This window comes from Lysobacter sp. CCNWLW3 (assembly GCF_036697405.1).
Classification (GTDB): Bacteria; Pseudomonadota; Gammaproteobacteria; order Xanthomonadales; family Xanthomonadaceae; genus Lysobacter.
The window spans coordinates 170,220-187,706 of the sequence record NZ_JBAHWA010000008.1 but is presented as its reverse complement, the minus strand read 5'-3'; the positions used below and the strand labels follow the sequence as shown (position 1 = coordinate 187,706).

The 17,487-nt window shown below is 71.2% G+C and carries 19 protein-coding genes and 1 pseudogene; 5 read left to right on the top strand and 15 right to left on the bottom strand.

The features are described 5' to 3' along the window. Window positions 1-38: 38 nt before the first annotated feature. The 4 genes from V1318_RS14610 to aroE form a co-directional block, all read right to left on the bottom strand. Entirely contained in the window at window positions 39-335 is a 297-nt protein-coding gene (locus V1318_RS14610) for a YkgJ family cysteine cluster protein (RefSeq protein WP_332940438.1), read from the bottom strand. Continuing rightward, entirely contained in the window at window positions 332-679 is a 348-nt protein-coding gene (locus tag V1318_RS14605; RefSeq protein ID WP_332940437.1) for a DUF952 domain-containing protein, read from the bottom strand. Before V1318_RS14605 ends, V1318_RS14610 begins: the two co-directional genes overlap by 4 nt. A 37-nt stretch (window positions 680-716) precedes the next feature. Next, complete coding sequence (locus V1318_RS14600; RefSeq protein ID WP_332940436.1) at window positions 717-1,064, bottom strand: hypothetical protein; 348 nt, start codon at window positions 1,062-1,064, stop codon at window positions 717-719. A 69-nt stretch (window positions 1,065-1,133) separates the two neighbouring features. After that, window positions 1,134-1,979, bottom strand: a complete 846-nt coding sequence (gene aroE / locus V1318_RS14595) for a shikimate dehydrogenase (protein WP_332940435.1) — start codon at window positions 1,977-1,979, stop codon at window positions 1,134-1,136. Between the two features lie 49 nt (window positions 1,980-2,028). Here aroE and V1318_RS14590 point away from each other — a divergent pair, with 49 nt between their 5' ends. Then, entirely contained in the window at window positions 2,029-2,937 is a 909-nt protein-coding gene (locus tag V1318_RS14590) for a TolB-like protein (protein WP_332940434.1), read from the top strand. Between the two features lie 145 nt (window positions 2,938-3,082). On the opposite strand, the gene hemB is transcribed toward V1318_RS14590, so the two are convergent. The 8 genes and pseudogenes from hemB to V1318_RS14550 form a co-directional block, all read right to left on the bottom strand. Then, a complete protein-coding gene (hemB, locus tag V1318_RS14585; protein ID WP_332940433.1) occupies window positions 3,083-4,075 on the bottom strand; it encodes a porphobilinogen synthase in 993 nt (330 codons plus the stop codon). Between the two features lie 493 nt (window positions 4,076-4,568). Then, a pseudogene (locus tag V1318_RS14580) lies at window positions 4,569-5,408 on the bottom strand (sulfate/molybdate ABC transporter ATP-binding protein); the annotation flags it as partial. A gap of 148 nt (window positions 5,409-5,556) precedes the next feature. Further along, entirely contained in the window at window positions 5,557-6,408 is an 852-nt protein-coding gene (cysW, locus tag V1318_RS14575; RefSeq protein WP_332940432.1) for a sulfate ABC transporter permease subunit CysW, read from the bottom strand. Continuing rightward, window positions 6,398-7,267, bottom strand: a complete 870-nt coding sequence (gene cysT, locus V1318_RS14570; RefSeq protein ID WP_332940431.1) for a sulfate ABC transporter permease subunit CysT — start codon at window positions 7,265-7,267, stop codon at window positions 6,398-6,400. Before cysT ends, cysW begins: the two co-directional genes overlap by 11 nt. A 161-nt stretch (window positions 7,268-7,428) precedes the next feature. Further along, window positions 7,429-8,433, bottom strand: coding sequence for a sulfate ABC transporter substrate-binding protein (locus tag V1318_RS14565; RefSeq protein WP_332940430.1), 1,005 nt, complete (start codon window positions 8,431-8,433; stop codon window positions 7,429-7,431). A 56-nt stretch (window positions 8,434-8,489) separates the two neighbouring features. After that, on the bottom strand, window positions 8,490-9,950 hold the full coding sequence (locus V1318_RS14560) for a porin (protein WP_332940429.1): 1,461 nt from the start codon (window positions 9,948-9,950) through the stop codon (window positions 8,490-8,492). A 126-nt stretch (window positions 9,951-10,076) separates the two neighbouring features. Further along, on the bottom strand, window positions 10,077-10,310 hold the full coding sequence (locus V1318_RS14555) for a DUF2292 domain-containing protein (RefSeq protein WP_332940428.1): 234 nt from the start codon (window positions 10,308-10,310) through the stop codon (window positions 10,077-10,079). Beyond that, window positions 10,307-10,741, bottom strand: coding sequence for an Rrf2 family transcriptional regulator (locus V1318_RS14550; RefSeq protein ID WP_332940427.1), 435 nt, complete (start codon window positions 10,739-10,741; stop codon window positions 10,307-10,309). Before V1318_RS14550 ends, V1318_RS14555 begins: the two co-directional genes overlap by 4 nt. 142 nt (window positions 10,742-10,883) lie before the next feature. Here V1318_RS14550 and V1318_RS14545 point away from each other — a divergent pair, with 142 nt between their 5' ends. Both V1318_RS14545 and V1318_RS14540 read left to right on the top strand, forming a co-directional pair. After that, entirely contained in the window at window positions 10,884-11,696 is an 813-nt protein-coding gene (locus V1318_RS14545; protein ID WP_332940426.1) for an ABC transporter permease, read from the top strand. Then, entirely contained in the window at window positions 11,693-13,252 is a 1,560-nt protein-coding gene (locus V1318_RS14540; RefSeq protein ID WP_332940425.1) for an ABC transporter ATP-binding protein, read from the top strand. The genes V1318_RS14545 and V1318_RS14540 overlap by 4 nt, the downstream gene beginning before the upstream one ends. A gap of 174 nt (window positions 13,253-13,426) precedes the next feature. Here V1318_RS14540 and V1318_RS14535 read toward each other — a convergent pair whose 3' ends face one another. The 3 genes from V1318_RS14535 to V1318_RS14525 form a co-directional block, all read right to left on the bottom strand. Then, on the bottom strand, window positions 13,427-13,675 hold the full coding sequence (locus V1318_RS14535) for a hypothetical protein (protein ID WP_332940424.1): 249 nt from the start codon (window positions 13,673-13,675) through the stop codon (window positions 13,427-13,429). A 249-nt stretch (window positions 13,676-13,924) separates the two neighbouring features. Further along, window positions 13,925-14,923 carry a pteridine-dependent deoxygenase gene (locus V1318_RS14530; RefSeq protein WP_332940452.1) on the bottom strand — a complete coding sequence of 333 codons (999 nt, stop codon included), beginning with the start codon at window positions 14,921-14,923 and terminating at the stop codon, window positions 13,925-13,927. A gap of 17 nt (window positions 14,924-14,940) precedes the next feature. Then, window positions 14,941-16,332, bottom strand: coding sequence for an NAD(P)/FAD-dependent oxidoreductase (locus tag V1318_RS14525; RefSeq protein ID WP_332940422.1), 1,392 nt, complete (start codon window positions 16,330-16,332; stop codon window positions 14,941-14,943). Window positions 16,333-16,456: 124 nt separating this feature from the next. Between V1318_RS14525 and V1318_RS14520 the strand changes: the two genes are divergently transcribed. Further along, window positions 16,457-16,726, top strand: coding sequence for a phosphopantetheine-binding protein (locus tag V1318_RS14520; protein WP_332940421.1), 270 nt, complete (start codon window positions 16,457-16,459; stop codon window positions 16,724-16,726). A gap of 52 nt (window positions 16,727-16,778) precedes the next feature. Beyond that, the gene (locus V1318_RS14515; protein WP_332940420.1) at window positions 16,779-17,468 is read left to right on the top strand and encodes a ketosynthase; all 690 of its coding nucleotides are present in this window, start codon (window positions 16,779-16,781) and stop codon (window positions 17,466-17,468) included. Window positions 17,469-17,487 lie beyond the last annotated feature (19 nt).

Below are 17,487 nucleotides of genomic sequence, written 5' to 3'. Positions count from 1 at the left end.
CAACGGAACAGCGGACGCGCGTGGGGCTCGATCGCGGCTTACGCCGCTCCCACAGTGGGTGGTGCGGCCGGGTCGGGGCAGGTCGCGATTTCCAGCGCCGCCAGCAGCGCCATCGCCTCGTCGCGGCTGGCGCCGCACATGTCAGCGCTAGGCCGCAGCGAGGCGCAGAACGCGGGGCGTTCGGGCCGCCCGAACAAACGGCAGCGCAGCTGATCGTCCAATTGCACGCAGGGCATGCCGGCCGGCTTGCCGTGCGGCATGCCCGGAATCGGCGAGACGATCGAAGGCGCCGTGCAGCACGCGGCGCAGCCGGCGCGGCAGCTCAGCGCGCTCATGGCGGGGCCTGGAAGGCTTCGGCCGCGCGCACGGCGGCGAGCGGGATCGGGCCGTACACATGCGGATAGGCCTCGCCGCTGCGCGGACTGAGCTCGTAGCGCAGCGCCTCGCCCAGCGCGGCCGCGTCGAGCTCCAACAGGACCCGCGCACCGCGGCCGCGCTGGTGGCGCTCGATCACGCCCGCCAGTTGCGCGGCGGTGGCGCAGTGCAGGAAACCCTCGCGCCGCAGGCCGTCGTTGCGATACTCGCCGGCGCGCTGCGCGCGCGCCCAATCGGCGGGATCGGCGAAGTGGTAGACGGTGTCGGGCTGGAGCGCGTCGACAGGCGCGGCTTGCGTGGACATGGGCGTGCTCAACAGGGCGCGGTGCGTTCGCTGGCGTTCATGCCGATTGCGTCGGCCGCCGTATCAGGATCGCCGCGATCACCAGCCCCATCGCGACCGCGTGGAGCAGGATGACGACCGTGCTGAACGCGCCCATGCTGATCGCCAGCGACGAGGTGTTGATTTCGCCGTTCTGTCGCACCCACATCAGCCAGACCTGGCCGCAAATACCCAGCAGCGAGCCGAGGATGAACAAAGCGAAGCCCACGCTGCCGTAGACGCCGGCCGCGCCCAGCGCGCGCCGGCGTATCAGGCATAGGACCAGCCCGACCGCGCACAGCAGCAACTGCGGCGTGGCGTACAGCAGGGGGCCGAGCAGGGCGGCGAACAGGGCATTGGGATCCATCGTCGTTTCCATTGCATGCCGGCACGCGGCCGCCGCCGCGCATCGCGGCCGACCGCGGTGCGTGGCGGATCAGTCTGCAGTGACCAGGGCGTCGTCGCGCTCGCGCAGCGCGGCGTAGACGGGCTCGGTTTCCGGGCGCACCCGGTGCCAGCGTTCGAAACTCTCGGCGGCCTGTTCGACCAGCATGCCCAGGCCGTCGATGCGGTCGTGCGCGCCGGCCGCCTTGGCCCAGGCCAGGAACGGGATCGCGACTTCGCCGTAGCTCAGGTCCACCGCCGCGGTGCGCGGCGTGACCAGGCTCATCGGCAACGAGGGCAGCTGCGCGTCGCGCGCGGCCGAGGTCGCGTTGACGATCAGGTCGAAGGCGCCCAGCGCGACCACGTCCTTGAAATAGCGCGGATGCACGCGGCCGGGTTGGCCTAGCGCATCGGCCAGGGCGTCGGCGCGCTCGGGCGTGCGGTTGACGATGTAGAGATCGCCGATGCCGGCGTCGAGCAGGGCCGGCGCCACGCCGCGCGCGGCGCCGCCGGCGCCGATCAGCAGGGTGCGGCGTTCGCGCAGGTCCAGGCCGTGGCGCTCGGTGAGGTCGCGCACCAGGCCGGCGCCGTCGGTGTTGTCGCCTTCCCAGCCGGTGGCGCTGCGGATCAGCGTATTGGCGGCGCCGGCACGGCGCGCCCGCTCGCTGAGGTGGCTGCAGATGCCGGCCGCGCGGGTCTTGTGCGGCAGGGTGATGTTGGCGCCCAGTCCACCCTCGGCGGCGAACTCCGCCAGCAGGGCGTCGAACTGTTCCGGCGCGGCGTCGATGGCGATGTACTCCAGGGCGATACCGAGCTGGCGTCCGAATGCGGCGTGGATCCGCGGCGACAGCGAGTGCGCCACCGGGTGGCCGATCACCGCATAACGTGGAATGGACATGGGCAGCCTCGTTGGGGATGCTTGGGGGACTATCCAAGGGAGACGCACTATGCGGCGCGCCGCGGCCTGGTCTGGCCTCAGTCTACTCTCCGGCCTGCTGCTGGCCATGCCCGCATCGGGCTTTCTGTCCGAGTTCGGCATCGAGGGCATGGGCGTGGTATCCACGCCGCACAGCGAAGTGCGCGCCAGCGTGAGTCCCGACGGGCGGCGCATCGTCTGGGGCAGCACCGACCGCGCCGGCGGCGCCGGCGGCTGGGACCTGTGGCAGGCCAGCCTGAAGCAGGGCCGCTGGCAGGAACCGCAGCCCTTGCCCCTGAACTCCGGCGCCAAGGATTTCGATCCGGCCTTCAGCGCCGACGGCCGCTGGCTGTACTTCTTCTCCAACCGCCCCGGCGGGCGCGGCGGCGACGACCTGTACCGCGCGCCGGTGCTCGCCGACGGCGGCTTCGGGCCGGCGGAGTCCCTGGGCGCGGGCGTGAACGGCCGCGGCGACGAATGGGCGCCCACGCCCAGCCGCGACGGCCGCCACCTGCTGTTCGCCAGCAACGGTTTCGGCGGCGCCGGCCGCCACGACCTGTTCGTCGCGACCTGGGACGGCAAGGCCTATGTCGATCCCAAGCCGGTCGCGGGCGTGAACACCGCCGCCGACGAATTCGATGCCGCCTGGCTGGGCGACGGCCGCGCGATCGTGTTCGCGCGTTCCAAGGACGTGGAGCAGCAACCGATCCGGCTGTATGTGGCGCAGTGCGAAGGCGCGAGGTACGCGGCGGCGACGCCGCTGGCGCTGTCGTTCAACGGCGAGGACGGCTACACCCTGGGCCCGGCGATCGACTGGAACAAGCCGGGCGAACTGCTGGTCACCGGCAGCGCCAAATCGCCCAAGGCCGGCAAGCTGGACATCTACCGGATGAAGGCGCCGGCGGCGACGGGGCAGGAAGGTTGCGTGGCGACGAAGTGAGCCGGGCGATGCGCGGCGATGCGGTTCGCCTTCGGCTCACCGCATCCTACGGCCACGCACGGCGCCGTTGCTTCACGCATCCTGCGGCCGCACACGAAACCGTAGGATGCGGTGAGCGTAGCGAACCGCATCACCGCCGCACCGCTTATGGCGCTTCGCGCAGCCAGCGCGCGGCGTCCAGCGCGAAGTAGGTGAGGATGCCGTCGGCGCCGGCGCGCTTGATCGAGGTCAGCGCTTCCAGCACGCAGCCGCGTTCGTCCAGCCAACCGTTCTGGATCGCCGCGCGCAACATCGCGTACTCGCCGCTGACCTGGTAGACGAAGGTCGGCGCGCCGAATTCGTCCTTGGCCCGGCGCACGATGTCCAGGTAGGGCATGCCCGGCTTGACCATGATCATGTCGGCGCCCTCGTCGAGGTCCAGCGCGATCTCGCGCATCGCTTCGTCGCTGTTGGCCGGGTCCATCTGATAGGTGTACTTGTTGCCCTTGCCGAGCGCACCGGCGCTGCCGACGGCGTCGCGGAACGGGCCGTAGAAGCTGGACGCGTACTTGGCGCTGTAGGCCATGATGCGGGTATGAATGTGGCCGTCGAGTTCCAGCGCTTCGCGGATCCGGCCGATGCGGCCGTCCATCATGTCGCTGGGCGCGACCACGTCGGCGCCGGCGACCGCGTGCGACAGCGCCTGCTTGACCAGGGCTTCCACGGTCTCGTCGTTCATGACGTAGCCGCTGTCGTCGATCAAGCCGTCCTGGCCGTGGGTGGTGTAGGGGTCCAGGGCGACGTCGGTGATCACGCCCAGTTCCGGGAAGCGCTGCTTGAGCGCACGCACCGCGCGCTGGCACAGGCCGTCGTCGCGCCAGGCGTCCTCGGCGGTCAGCGATTTTGCGTCCAGGGCGGTGACCGGGAACAGGGCCAGGGCCGGCACGCGCAGTTCGCTGGCCTGTTCGGCCACGCGCAGCAGTTCGTCGATCGACAGGCGCTCGATGCCGGGCATCGAGGCGACCGCGGCGCGGCCCTGCAGCTCGTGCACGAACACCGGATAGATCAGGTCGTTGGCGGTGAGGACCGTCTCGCGCATCAGACGGCGCGAGAACTCGTCGCGGCGCATCCGCCGCGGGCGTGTGTAGGGGTAGCTCATGGGCCTTAGTTTACTCCCGGCTGCGCGCGCGCCGGGCGCCGGGGGCGCGGGTGGGACGTTTTGCCCTAGGGCGACGCGCGCGGGCGCTCAGTTTCTCTCCCGCCAGGGACAACGCGAGCGGCCGCTTAGCCCCTGTCCCGCTCGCGGCGCTCGAAGGGTGTGCGAGGCTGGAAGGCGTGGGGTGAGGACGGCAGGCGTCTAACGCCCACCTCCGTCGTTGCCCTCATCCGCGCTTCGGGCACCTTCTCCCGCGAGCGGGAGAAGGGGAAGCGTCAGTAGAAGGACTCGATCAGGCTGGGTACACCCGATACCGCAGCGGCCGCACTCCGACCGCGCCGCCGATCGCGGGCACCACCGCATCCGGCGTCGCCACCAGGTCCAGTTCCAGCGCGCGCGCCTGACCGTCCAGCTGCAATTCCACGGTGATGCGATCGGCCAGCCGGTGCACCGCCAGCACGCGCGCGGCCAGGCCGTCGCCGGCCGCGCCCAGGGCCAGGTCGTGCGGGCGCAGGTACAGCCTGGCCGCGCCGTCGGCGACCCCGTCTGCGGGCAGGCGCAGCGCGTGGCCGTCGATCGCGAACTGCCCGCGCTCGACCCGGCCGTCGATGGTATTGGCGCGGCCGATGAAATCGAACACGTAGGCCGAGGCGGGCTCGCGGTAGATCTGCTCCGGCGTGCCGACCTGCTCGATGCGGCCGTCGCGCAGCACCACCACGCGGTCGGCCAGCTCCAGCGCTTCTTCCTGGTCGTGGGTGACGAACAGCGTGGTCTGCCCGGTCTGTTCGTGCAGGCGCCGCAGCCAGCGCCGCAGTTCCACCCGCACCTTGGCGTCGAGCGCGCCGAAGGGCTCGTCCAGCAGCAGCACGGTCGGGTCGATCGCGAGCGCGCGCGCCAGCGCGACGCGCTGCTTCTGCCCACCCGACAATTGCTCCGGGTAGCGGCCGCCGAGCTCCGGCAGCTGGATCAGGCTCAGCAGTTCCTGCACCCGGCGCGCGATCGTGGCCTTGTCCGGGCGCCGGCTGCGCGGCCGGCTGCGCAGGCCGAAGGCGATGTTTTCGGCCACGGTCATGTGCTTGAACAGCGCGTAGTGCTGGAACACGAAACCGACGTTGCGTTCGCGCAGGCTCAGCCGGGTCGCGTCCTCGTCGCCGAACAGCAGGCGGCCGCGATCGGGGTGGAGCAGGCCGGCGATCACCCGCAGCAGCGTGGTCTTGCCCGAACCCGACGGCCCCAGCAGCGCGACCAGTTCGCCCGACGCGATATCCAGGTCGACCGCGTCCAGCGCGGCGACGTTCGCGTATTGCTTGCCGATGCCTTGGATGTGCAGGTCCATGCCCTTGCCTTGAACCGTCCCGCCGCCATGATGGCCCAAGGCCGGTGACGACGGTGCGGCATCGGCCGGCAGGGCCGCGTCCGGATCGGCCGGGCGCCACAGCGCGGGGTCGTTCGTTCTTGCGTGATCCACATCGATGAGATTCATGTCAGTGCCGCCTGTGTGATTGCGCCAGGGCGTCGCCGTGGCGCGCTTCCAGCCAGAACTTGATCACCAGCGTGACCAGGGCCAGGCCGGCCAGCAGCGACGCGGCCGCGAACGCCGCGGTGCTGTCGAATTCGTTGTAGAGAATCTCGATGTGCAGCGGCAGGGTGTTGGTCAGGCCGCGGATATGCCCGGACACCACCGACACCGCGCCGAACTCGCCCATCGCGCGCGCGCCGCACAGCAGCACGCCGTACAGCAGGCCCCATTTGATGTTGGGCAGGGTCACGCGACGGAACATGGTCCAGGCGCCGGCGCCCAGCGAGCGCGCGGCCAGCTCCTCGTCCGCGCCCTGCTGCTGCATCAGCGGGATCAGTTCGCGCACCACGAAGGGGAAGGTGATGAACAAGGTCGCCAACACGATGCCGGGGCGCGCGAACAGGATCTTGATGTCGTAGTGCGCCAGCAGCTCGGCGAACCAGCCGTGCGAGCCGAACAGCAGCACCAGGCACAGGCCGGCGACCACCGGCGAGACCGCGAACGGCAGATCGATCAGGGCCAGCAGCACGCGCTTGCCGGCGAACTCGAAGCGGGTGACCGCCCAGGCGGTGAACACGCCGAACACCGCATTGAGCGGGATCACGATCGCGGCGGTGAACAGGGTCAGCTTGAGCGCGGCCACCGCATCGGGCTCCCTGAGCGCGGCGAACCAGACCCCGACGCCCTCGGCGAAGGCCGCGCCCAGCACCATCAGCAGCGGCATCACCACCAGCAGCGCCATCACCAGCACCGCCGACAGGATCAGGATCCAGCGCAGCCAGGCCGGTTCTTGCAGATCGTCGCGCTCACGGGTCACGGCGGCGCTCCCGGCGTTCGTGCGCGAACAACGAGGGGATCGCGTTGATCGCCAGCAGGCAGAGGAAGGACGCGGCCAGCAGCAGCGCGGCGATCGCGATCGCGCCGTTGTAGTCGTATTCCTCCAGGCGGATGGTGATCAGCAGCGGCGCGATCTCGGTTTTGTAGGGCAGGTTGCCGGCGATGAAGATCACCGAACCGTACTCGCCCAGCCCACGCGCGAACGCCAGCGAGAAGCCGGTCAGCAAGGCCGGCAGCAGCTCGGGCAGGATCACCCGGCGCAGCGTGGTCAGGCGCGAGGCGCCCAGAGAGGCGGCGGCTTCCTCCTGCTCGCGGCCCAGCGCCTCCAGCACCGGCTGCACCGTGCGCACCGCGAACGGCAGGCCGATGAAGACCAGGGCGATCACGATGCCGGCCGGCGCGTAGGCGATCTTGAACCCGGCCGGTTCCAGCCAGCGCCCGACCCAGCCGTTGGAGGAATAGATCGCGGTCAAGGCGATGCCGGCCACCGCGGTCGGCAGCGCGAACGGCAGATCGACCAGGGCATCGAGCAGGCGCCGGCCCGGAAAGCGGTAGCGCACCAGTACCCAGGCGATCAGCGCGCCGGCGAACAAGGCCAGCACCGAGGCCGCCAACGCGGCGCCGAAGCTGAGCTTGAGCGAGGCCTGCACGCGCGGGTCCTGGATCGCGCGCAACCAGCCGTCCGCGCCCAGGCCGGCGGCGCGGATGGTCAGCGCCGCCAGCGGCAGCAAGACCACCAGGCTCAACCACGCCAGACCCAGGCCGATGCTGAGGCCGAAGCCGGGCAGCGGCCGGCGCCAGCGCGAGGCGGAAAGCGAGGGGAGGGCGATGGAGCTCATGGGGTTGGGTTGGTCTGGTTCCGGCTATGCGTTTTGGTTTGTTCTTGCTCGTCATTCCCGCCTACGCGGGAATGACGGTGACTAGAGTTCGATCAGCTTTGGTGTCTTGATGCCCTCAGCGGCTCGATCGAACCCTTGCCACCGCCCAAGCTCCCCAACCCTCACTTGGGCTGATAAATCCGATCGAAGAACCCGCCGTCGGCGAAGTGATCCGCCTGCGCCTTCTTCCAGCCGCCGAAGGCGTTGTCGATGGTGACCTGCTTCACCTGCGCGAACTGGCTCAGCTCGGCGGCCGGCACCTTGTCCGGCTCGGCCGGGCGGTAGTGGTGCTTGGCGGCCAGGCGCTGGCCCTGCGGCGTGTACAGGAACCGCAGATAGGCCTCGGCCTGCTTGCGGGTGCCGTGCTTGGCCACGTTCTTGTCGACCCAGGCCACCGGCGGTTCCGCCTTGATGCTCAGGCTGGGCACGACGATCTCGTACTTGCCGCGGTTGCCGGGCTCGTCCAGGGTCAACAGGGCCTCGTTCTCCCAGGCCAGCAGCACGTCGCCGATGCCGCGCTCGACGAAGGTGGTGGTGGAGCCGCGCGCGCCGGTGTCCAGCACCGGTACGTTCTTGAACAAGCGGGTGAGGTAATCGACCACCTTGCCGCCGTCGCGGTACTGCTGCGAGGCCCAGGCCCAGGCAGCCAGATAATTCCAGCGCGCGCCGCCGGAGGTCTTGGGGTTGGGCGTGATCACCGCCACGCCCGGCTTGACCAGGTCGGCCCAGTCGCGCACGCCCTTGGGATTGCCCTTGCGCACCAGGAACACGATGGTCGAGGCGTAGGGCGCGCTCTGGTGCGGCAGGCGCGACTGCCAATTGCCCGGCAGCAGCTTGCCGTTGGTGGCGATGGCGTCGATGTCGGCGGCCAGCGCCAGGGTGACCACGTCGGCTTCCAGGCCGTCGATCACCGAGCGCGCCTGCTTGCCCGAGCCGCCGTGCGAGGCGCGGATCTTCAGGGTCTCGCCGGTTTCCTGCTTCCATTGCGCGGCGAAAGCGGTGTTGACCTCGGCGTAGAACTCGCGTGTGGGGTCGTAGGACACGTTGAGCAACTCGACATCCTTGGCCGTGGCGGAGCCGGCGGCCAGGGCCAGGGCGATTGCGAGCGTGGAGATTAGCGTTTTCATGTGGGGGATCTCTTTGCGTCGTGACAGGCGCGGTCTAGGCGCGGTGAGGAGCATGCTCAGAAGGAGAATTGCGCCCGCGTGAAGAAAGCCTTTTCGTCTTCGCGATCGGCGCCGGCCGGTGCGCCGCCCTCGAAATCGGTCTGGGTGTAGTTGGCGACCAGCTTGAAGTTGCCGGTGAGGTACCAATTCAGGCCCAGGCCCCAGGCGCGGGCCTCGGACGCGACCGCGGCCGGATCGGCGTAGCGCGGGAAGGCGTCGTCGTCGATGTCGAGACGGCCGTAACGCGCGACCAGTTCCAGCGCGCCCCAGCCGGCGCCGCCCGGCGTGAACGGCTGGCTGGGTTTGACCACGCCCTTGTAGCTGGCGTCTTCGCCGGTGAGCACCCAGCCGGCGGTGAGCTGCCAGGCGTCGTGATCCAGCGCGGCGCGCGCGCCGCTGGCCGGCAGCAGCAGGTCCTGCCGCGAGCGGATGTATTCGCCGAGCAGGCCCAGGCGGTTGCGGTAGTAGTAGGCCTGCGGCGACCAGCGGCTGTGTTCGCCGTCGGCGACCACGCTGCTGCGGTAGTTGAAGAACTGCGCCTGGCCCGGCGTGCGGTAGCGCGGCAGGAAATTGTTGCCGGCGCCGCGCTTGTCGCCCTGGCTGGCGCCGACGCCGAAGCCCAGGCCGGACAGGGCGCCGCCGCCGTTCTTCCACGGCTCCACGAACACGCGGCCGATCAGTTCGAATTCGTTGTCGGGATTGGTGGTGGCGCCGTCGCGGCCGTCGGGCGCGCCGTTGAAGGCGCCGACCGCGTAGCTGAGCGCGCCGTCGGCGAGCTCGCCCTGCAGCTGCACGCCCAGGTCGCGCACCGGCGCCAGTTCGCCGGCGAAACCGCCCTCGACCATCGCGCCTGCGCTGCTGGACTGCAGGCGCTCCAGGCCCAACGGCACCTTGTAGCGGCCCACGCGCACGCTCGCGCGCGGGCTGAAGCGCACGTCGACGTAGGCGTCGTTGACGGTGGCGGTGTCGCCGGCCAGTTGCGCGCCCAGGCGGAATGCGAACAGCGAGCCCCAGCTGCCTTCGATGGTGGGCTCGACGCGGCGGAACAGGAAGCTGTCGTTCTGCGGGTTGCGCTGGTCGTCGATGAAGAAGCGGCCGTCGGCCTGGATCAGGCCGCGGACCTTGATCTCCAGATCGCCGGGCGGCGGCGACTTCACCGACAGGCCCCTGGCCGCGCTCAGCGTCACCACCGGGGTGGCGGCGATTCGCGCGCTTTCGGCTTCGGCCTGCAGTTCCAGCTTGCGCTCGATCACGCGCAGGCGCTGGTCGAGGTCGGCCGGATCGACCGTGGCGGTGCCGGCGTCGGCCGGGGCGGCGCCCAGGCGTCGTTCGATCGCCTGCAGGCGGCGGGCGAGATCCTCGACGCTGAGGCCGGAGGTTTGCGCCTGCGCGGGCAGGGTCAGTGCGCAGCCCAGCGCGCCCAACAGCCAGGCCGGAGTCGCGGTCGCGGTGCCAGATCGCCGATGTCGATGGGGCATGGCGGATTCCTTGGAAGAAGAGAGGGAAGACCCTGTCGGGTACGCGCGTGCGGCGGAGGCCTCAGTCCGTCGAAGCCGGCAGCGGGCGTCGACAACACGGTGCGCGCCGGCGCGCCGGGGGCGCGCTCACAGCGGCCGGCTCCGCGGCTCTTCCACGCGCACGCGCTGGCTGCGCGTGATCTGCACGATCTGCGAAGCGTGCACCACTACCTCGACCTGGCCGTAGCCGATCTCGCGCAGCGCGGTCAGCACCGCGAACTCGCTGTCGCTGAGGTTGACGATGTTGACCGCGGGTTCGAACTCGGGCGCCGCCGTGGCGCCGGTCTGCGAGCCGCGCGATTTGCGCCGGGCCGCGTTCATGCCGCGTCTCCGCTGAGCACGGCCGCGTGGGGGCCGCGCGCGAGTTCGCCCAGGCTGCAGCCGTCCAGCACCCGCGACAGGGCGTCGCGCGCCTCGCGCATCAGCGCGCGCAGTTCGCACTGCGCAGGGTCCGGGCAGTCGGCGCAGGCGCGGTAGGCGCTGACGCTGGCGCAGCGCACCGGTGCCAGCGGCCCGTCGATGGCGCGGATCAGGTCGCCGACCCGGATCTGCTCGGCCGGGCGTGCGAGCGCGTGGCCGCCCTTTTGGCCGCGGCGGCTGTGGATGAAGCCGGCCTCGCGCAGGTCGACCAGGATCGATTCCAGGAATTTTTCCGGCGTGCGGCTGTGTTCGGCGATCGCCCGGGCTTGCAGCCGGCCGTCGTCGGCGCGCGCCAGCGCGCACATGGCGCGCAGTGCGTATTTCGCCTTCATCGTCAGCATTTCCTATTCGCCATGTAGGGAATAAGGCCGCAAAGGCCGCGACGACGGAAAAGGCGATGCGTCATCTGCATATGCCCAGCCGGCATGTGCCCGTTACGATGCGCGTATGCGACCCCTGCGACCCCTCCCGCCCGTGGCCCGCGCCTGCCTGATCGCGCTGGCCGCCCTGGCCGCGTTGTGCTGGCTGGGGCCGTGGCTGAGCGCCTACGACCCGCACACCCCGGATTGGGAGGCGCTGTCGGCCGCGCCCGGCCGCGCCGGGCATTGGTTCGGCACCGATGCGATCGGCCGCGACGTGTACGCGCGCACCCTGGCCGGCGGGCGCCTGTCGCTGACCATCGGCCTGCTCGCCAGCGTGGTCGCGCTGGCGATCGGGCTGGGCTACGGCGCGGTCGCCGGGCTCGCCGGCGGTCGCGTCGAGCGCGCCCTGCTGCGCGTGCTGGACGTGTTCTCGGCGCTGCCGTTCCTGCTGGTGGTGATCCTGTTGCTGACCCTGTTCGAGCGCTCGCTGGGGTTGTTGCTGGCGGCGATCGGCGGCTATGTCTGGATCGATCTGGCGCGGGTGATGCGCGCCGAGGCCGCGCGCCTGCGCGAGGCGCCGTTCGTGCTGGCCGCCCAGGCCGCCGGCGCCGGCTTCGGCCAGCGCCTGCGCTGGCACGTGCTGCCCAACCTGCTGCCGCTGGCCTTCGTCTACCTGGGGCTGATCCTGCCGCAGGCGATCCTGGTGGAAAGTTTCCTCGGCTTCCTCGGTTTGTCGGTGGACGAACCCTCGGCCAGCTGGGGCACGTTGTTGTCCGAAGGCGTGCAGGAACTCGACAGCGCGCCCTGGACCCTGCTGTTCCCGGCCGGTTTCCTGGTCGCGACCCTGGCCACCTTCCAGTTCCTCGGCGACGGCCTGCGCGATTGGCTGGACGTGCGCGGCGAGCACGAGGCCGCGGCGGCATGAGCGCGACCCTGGCCCTGCAGGGGCTGGCCGTGGACGTGGGCGCGCGCCGCTTGCTGGGGCCGTTGGATCTGGAATTGCAGGCCGGGCAATGCCTGGGCGTGGTCGGCGAAAGCGGCAGCGGCAAGAGCCTGAGCGCGCTGTCCCTGCTCGGCCTGTTGCCGCCGGGCCTGCGCGCCGAGGGCCGCCTGAGCGCGGACGGCCAGACGATCGCGCTGGGCTCGCGCGCGCATGCGGCCCTGCGCGGGCGCGTGCTGGGCTGGGTGCCGCAGGATCCGCTGGCGGCGCTGCACCCGCTGCGCAGCGTCGGCAGCCAGTTGCTGGAAACCCTGCGCCTGGTGCGCGGTTTGGCGCGCACCGCGGCGCGCGACGAAGCGCGGTCTTTGCTGGCGCGCGTGCAGTTGCCCGAGCCGGGCGCGGCGCTGGACCGCTATCCGCATCAGTTTTCCGGCGGCCAGCGCCAGCGCATCGCGATCGCTCTGGCGCTGGCGACGCGGCCGCGGGTGTTGATCGCCGACGAACCGACCTCGGCCCTGGACGCGCGCATCGCGCGCGAGATCCTCGACCTGCTCGACGCGCTGCGGCGCGAGGACGGCCTGGCCCTGTTGTTGATCAGCCACGACCTGCCGCTGGTGGGCGCCTACGCGCAGCGCCTGGTGGTGCTGCAACGCGGGCAGGCGGTGGAGCGCGGCGATACCGCCGCGGTGTTCGCCTCGCCGCAGCATGCCTACACGCGCGAGCTGCTGGCCGCCGACGCGATCGCGCCGGCCGCGCCCGCGGTCGGCGGCGCCGCACCGGTGCTGCTGCGCGGCGAAGGCCTGCGCATGCGTTATCCGCGGGCGCCGCGCGCGGCTCTGGACGATGTGTCGATCGAACTGCGTCGCGGCGAAGGCCTGGCCCTGGTCGGCGAGAGCGGCAGCGGCAAGAGCACGCTGGGCCGCGCGCTGTTGCGCTTGCTGCGCGGCGCGCAGGGGCGGGTGCTGCTGGACGGCGTCGATCTGAGCGCCGCCACGCCGCGCGCCTTGCGCAAGCTGCGCGCGCGTACCGGCTTGGTGTTCCAGGATCCCTATGCCTCGCTGGACCCGCGCATGCGCGTGGCCGAGATCGTCGCCGAGCCCTTGCGCATCCACGCGCGCGGCGATGCCGGCGCGCGCCGCCTGCGCGCCGGCGAGCTGCTGCAGGCGGTCGGGCTGGAGGCGGCGATGTTGGACCGCTACCCGCACCAGTTCTCCGGCGGGCAACGCCAGCGCATCGCGATCGCGCGCGCGCTGGCGACCGATCCCGAGCTGCTGGTCTGCGACGAAGCGGTGTCGGCGCTGGACGCCCACCACCGCGGCGCGATCCTGGCGCTGCTGGCCGCGCTCAAGCGCGAGCGCGGCCTGGCCCTGCTGTTCGTGACCCACGACCTGGCCGCCGCGGCCGCGGTGGCCGAGCGCATCGCGGTGCTGGAAGCCGGGCGCATCGTCGAGACCGGCGCCACCGCCGAGGTGTTGCGCGCGCCGCAGCATGCGCATACGCGGGCGCTATTGGCGGCGCGGCCGAAGACCGCTGTGGGGTAGGAGCGGCGTAAGCCGCGACCACGCCAATACGACGACGACGCGGTCGCGGCTTACGCCGCTCCTACACCGAAGCCTGTTCGCTGGCGTACCGCACGGGCGCCGCCGTTATGCTAGCGAGACCTCGCGCAGGGCGGCTGCGAAACCGCCCTGCGCGGACTGCGTCGCTGCGCGGGGTCAGATGATGCCGCCGCCCATCGACAGGCGGACCACGCCGACCACGATCACGATCGCGTTGAGCACCAGGCCGGCCTTGGCGCGGCCGCGCTTGGTTTCGCGGGTGAACAGCACGCCGATCGCGGCGATGATGGCGCCGACCGCGGCGAACGGGATCAGGAACCAGTTGCCCCAGCCCAGCAGCGGGATCAAGGCGACCACCATCCAGATCATGGCGAGGATGCCCCAAATCAGGCTGATCAGTCCCATCGTGCGGTCTCCCAGGCGGGCGCGGATGCGCTCACGCCCATGATGCTGCCGGATCGCCGGGATTCAAGAGCCGGAGGGGGTGCCTTTCGGCACCCCTGACAGCGAACCGGCGCGGGTGGTGGTCGCGGTGTCGCGGGTCGCTGTTGCTCACCGCAGCCTACGGTCCGCGCGTTGCTCTCTTCGCGTGGCAAGGGAGGGTGCGCGATGGTGCGGTTCGCCTTTGGCTCACCGCACCCTACGGCTTGCGGCTTAGAGGTCGTGGACGCCGTCGATTTCCACGCGCAGTTCGCGCCGGCAGACCGCCGCCTGCAGCACGATGCGCTCGATGCCGGGCAGGCGCGCGTCCAGCGCCGCCATCACCGCCGGCACTTCCTCGCGGTCGCGCACGTAAACCTTCAGGCGCGCGCCGGCGCCGAAGCGCGCCGGCAACGACGGCCGTTGCGCGCGCGCGGCGGCGATCAGGCTGTCGAAGTTGGCCAGGGTCTCGTCGAGTTGGGTGTCGACCGAGTCGATGTGGCGCGATTCGTGGCCGACGATCGCCGCGGTGCCCGACAACAGCAGCGGCATCGCGCTGCCCAGCGGCGGCAGCATCGCGCGCGCGAAGCTCGGCGGCTGCGGGCCGTACTGGCGCGGATAGCGGTAGGCGCTGATCTGGCGCGGGTTCTCCAGCGGCGTGCCGGGCGTGCGCGAAGCCAGCCAGTACACCAGCAGGCGGCGGGTCTCGCCGGCCTCGGTGACCTTGCCGATCGCGGTCGCGGCCGGCAATTGGCCGGGTTCGAAATCGCCCAGGCCGGCGGCGCGGCCGACGCAGAACACGCGGTAGCGCTCGGCGTCGCCCTGGCCGACGGTGATGCCGTCGAGGTAGTTCCAGATCCGCAGCAGGTGCGGGTAACCGCGCGCGCGGGTGAATTCGATCATGCGCGCGTAGATGGTTTCGGCGACCGCGCCGATGCCGTCGTTGACCTGCAGGCCCGGCGGCTCGTCGAGTTCGAGCACGCCGAACTGCAGCGCGCCGTCCTCGGACCAGGCCAGCTCGCCGTCGCGGCCGCTGATCACCGGCGCCGAGCCGCGCCAGACTTCCAATCGCGCCTGGCCGTAGGGCTCCAGGGCCACGCGCAGATAGCGCGGATCGTCGTGGTGCGGGGCGTCGGCGCCGAAGCCGAACACCGCCAGCACGTCTTCGCCGGCCAGTACCTGGGCGGGGCTGGCGTCGGTGTAGTCGACGCTGTAGCGCGGCGTGGCGGCCATCAGGGTGGCGGCCGCGCTCACGGGTTGCCCTGCTGCAGGGTGTCGCCGCGGAAATCCACGCCGACCTGGCGTTTGCGCCGCAACCAGCCGCGCAGGGCCTGCGGCGCCATGCGCAGCGCGGTCAGCGCATAGATCATCCGGAACGCGCGCAGGCGGCGCAGCACCGCCGGGTTGTCGAATACGTCGCCGGCCAGCATCGAGATCACCGCCTGTTCGATCTGCCAGTAATTGCGCGGCTCGCTGAACAGCGTGCGCATCACCGGCGTGGTGAAGCGGTAGATGAACCACTGGAAGTGCTTGAGGCCGCGCTTGAGGCGCTTGACCATCGCGCGCTGCAGCGCGGCTTCGCTGGCCGGATCGCGCAGCGCGCCGTCGACCACCTCGGCGGCCTGCTCGCCGCTGTTCATGCCCAGGTAGACGCCGGAGGAGAACACCGGATCGACGAAGGCGTAGGCGTCGCCGACCATGACCCAGCCCGGGCCGGTCATCTGCGTGCAGGTGTAGGAGTAGTTGCCGGTGACGTGGACCGCGCCGACGCGCTGGGCGCCGCGCATGCGCGCCCACACCTGCGGCTCGGATTCCAGGGTCTTCATCAGGAAGGCCTCGGTCTCGCCGCGGCGCTGCTTGAGGTATTCGGGGAAGCACACCGCGCCGACGCTCATCACGTCCTTCTGCAGCGGGATCAGCCACATCCAGCCGTGCGCGAAGCGCTGCACGGTGATGTTGCCGGCGTCCTCGCCGTCGCGGCGCTCGACCCCTGTGAAATGGCTGAAGATCGCCGCCGACTGGTGCAGCGGGTTCTTCTTCTTGAGCTTGAGCTGGCTGCCGAAGAAGGCATCGCGGCCGCTGCCGTCGACCACGTAGCGCGGGCGCACGGTCAGCGCGGCGCCGTCGGCGGTGCGCGCATGGACCAGCGACGGCCGGCCGTCGGCGCCGAACTCGACCCGCTCGACCTTGACCCGCTCGCGCGCGTCCACGCCGTTGGCCTGGGCATTGCGGAACAGCAGCTGGTCGAACTCTTCGCGCTTGACCTGGTAGGCGTAGCCGAACTTCGGGTTCAGCGCGCGCTCGAAGCGGAAGGTGTTGTAGTTGCGCTCGTCGATCGGGAATTCGGCGCCGGGCTTGTGGGTGCCGATCGCCTTGACCTGCTCGAGCACGCCCAGGCGCTCGAGGATGGGCAGGTTCATCGGCAGCAGCGACTCGCCGATGTGGAAGCGCGGGTGCGCGTCCTTCTCCAGCAGCAGCACCTTCCAGCCCTTGCGGGCGAGCAGGGTCGCGGCGGTGGTGCCGGCGGGGCCGCCGCCGATGACCAGGACGTCGGGTCGGAGTTCCGGGGTGGAAGCAGGGCCGTTCAGGTTTGCGTCCGGGCTGGCGTCGGCGGGACCGGGCGCGGGGATCGTTGAGCTCATCGGAGAATGATAGCTCGCCGTTCGTGATCGCTGTCCGGGTCGGACCGGACCTGGGGACGGTTGCGCGCAGCCGCCCGATGCCGGATCGTGGCGCACCTTGCCGCCCGCCGTTGGATCGACCCCGATGTCCGAACAAAGCCCCGCCGAACGCGAACTCGCGCTACTCCTGGTCGAAAGCCTGAATCTGGAGGACATCGATCCGGCCGCGATCGACCCCGAGGCGGCGCTGTTCGGGGACGGGCTGGGCCTGGACTCGATCGACGCCCTGGAGCTGGCCCTGGCGGTGTCCAAGCAGTACGGCTTCCAGCTGCGCTCGGACAGCGAAGAGAACCGCCGCATCTTCGGCTCGCTGCGCGCGCTGTCGGCGCACATCGAACAAAGCCGGGCCGCCTGAGCGCGCCCGCGCCCGGCCGCCCGCCCCGCTCGCGCGCACGGAAGCCCAGGCCATGACCGGCGCCGTACTGCGGCTGCTGCTGGCGATCGCCTACCCCCTGCTGGCGCATTGGGCCAGCCACGACGGCGGCGGCTGGCCGGCGGCGATCGCCCTGATCGACCTGGCCCTGATCGTGCAGATCGAGGCCCTGCTGCATCTGCGCGTGGGCGCCTGGCTGGTGTTCGCGGCGATCGTGGCCGGCCTGGCCGCGATCGCCCACACCGCCTATCCGCAGCTGTTGCTGCTGAGCCCGCCGGTGCTGTTCACCGGCGCCCTGGCCTGGTGGTTCGCGCGCAGCCTGCGCGCGCCGCGCGAGGGCCTGATCACCCGCATCGTCGCCGCCCTGGACGCCTGCGCGCCCAGCCAGCTGCCGGCCGACGTCTACCGCTACTCGCGCCAGCTGACCGCGATCTGGGCCTGGCTGCTGGGCGGACTGGCGCTGGCCAACGCCGCGCTGGCGATGATCGCGGTGCCCGGCGGCGTGCTCGCGCGGCTGGGCCAGACCCCGCCGATCGCGATCGGCCAGGACCAGTGGTCGCTGTTCGCCAACCTGCTCAACTACGGCATCGTCGGCGGCTTCTTCGTCGGCGAGTACCAGTTCCGCAAGCGCCTGTTCCGCGACCGGCCCTACCGCAACTTCTGGGATTTCCTGCGCCGCATGGGCGGCCTGGGCCCGGCGTTCTGGCGCAGCCTGTTCGACTGAGGCCAGGATCGGCATAGGC

Bases quoted from the DNA above. Each gene is read 5' to 3' on its own strand.
- V1318_RS14550 (WP_332940427.1), bottom strand. From the start codon at position 10,741: ATGAAGGCGAAATACGCACTGCGCGCCATGTGCGCGCTGGCGCGCGCC.
- hemB (WP_332940433.1), bottom strand. From the start codon at position 4,075: ATGAGCTACCCCTACACACGCCCGCGGCGGATGCGCCGCGACGAGTTC.
- aroE (WP_332940435.1), bottom strand. From the start codon at position 1,979: ATGTCCATTCCACGTTATGCGGTGATCGGCCACCCGGTGGCGCACTCG.
- V1318_RS14530 (WP_332940452.1), bottom strand. From the start codon at position 14,923: ATGGCCGCCACGCCGCGCTACAGCGTCGACTACACCGACGCCAGCCCC.
- V1318_RS14610 (WP_332940438.1), bottom strand. From the start codon at position 335: ATGAGCGCGCTGAGCTGCCGCGCCGGCTGCGCCGCGTGCTGCACGGCG.
- V1318_RS14590 (WP_332940434.1), top strand. From the start codon at position 2,029: ATGCGGCGCGCCGCGGCCTGGTCTGGCCTCAGTCTACTCTCCGGCCTG.
- cysT (WP_332940431.1), bottom strand. From the start codon at position 7,267: ATGAGCTCCATCGCCCTCCCCTCGCTTTCCGCCTCGCGCTGGCGCCGG.
- V1318_RS14540 (WP_332940425.1), top strand. From the start codon at position 11,693: ATGAGCGCGACCCTGGCCCTGCAGGGGCTGGCCGTGGACGTGGGCGCG.
- V1318_RS14605 (WP_332940437.1), bottom strand. From the start codon at position 679: ATGTCCACGCAAGCCGCGCCTGTCGACGCGCTCCAGCCCGACACCGTC.
- V1318_RS14560 (WP_332940429.1), bottom strand. From the start codon at position 9,950: ATGCCCCATCGACATCGGCGATCTGGCACCGCGACCGCGACTCCGGCC.
- V1318_RS14525 (WP_332940422.1), bottom strand. From the start codon at position 16,332: ATGAGCTCAACGATCCCCGCGCCCGGTCCCGCCGACGCCAGCCCGGAC.
- V1318_RS14555 (WP_332940428.1), bottom strand. From the start codon at position 10,310: ATGAACGCGGCCCGGCGCAAATCGCGCGGCTCGCAGACCGGCGCCACG.
- V1318_RS14520 (WP_332940421.1), top strand. From the start codon at position 16,457: ATGTCCGAACAAAGCCCCGCCGAACGCGAACTCGCGCTACTCCTGGTC.
- V1318_RS14600 (WP_332940436.1), bottom strand. From the start codon at position 1,064: ATGGATCCCAATGCCCTGTTCGCCGCCCTGCTCGGCCCCCTGCTGTAC.
- V1318_RS14515 (WP_332940420.1), top strand. From the start codon at position 16,779: ATGACCGGCGCCGTACTGCGGCTGCTGCTGGCGATCGCCTACCCCCTG.
- V1318_RS14535 (WP_332940424.1), bottom strand. From the start codon at position 13,675: ATGGGACTGATCAGCCTGATTTGGGGCATCCTCGCCATGATCTGGATG.
- V1318_RS14565 (WP_332940430.1), bottom strand. From the start codon at position 8,433: ATGAAAACGCTAATCTCCACGCTCGCAATCGCCCTGGCCCTGGCCGCC.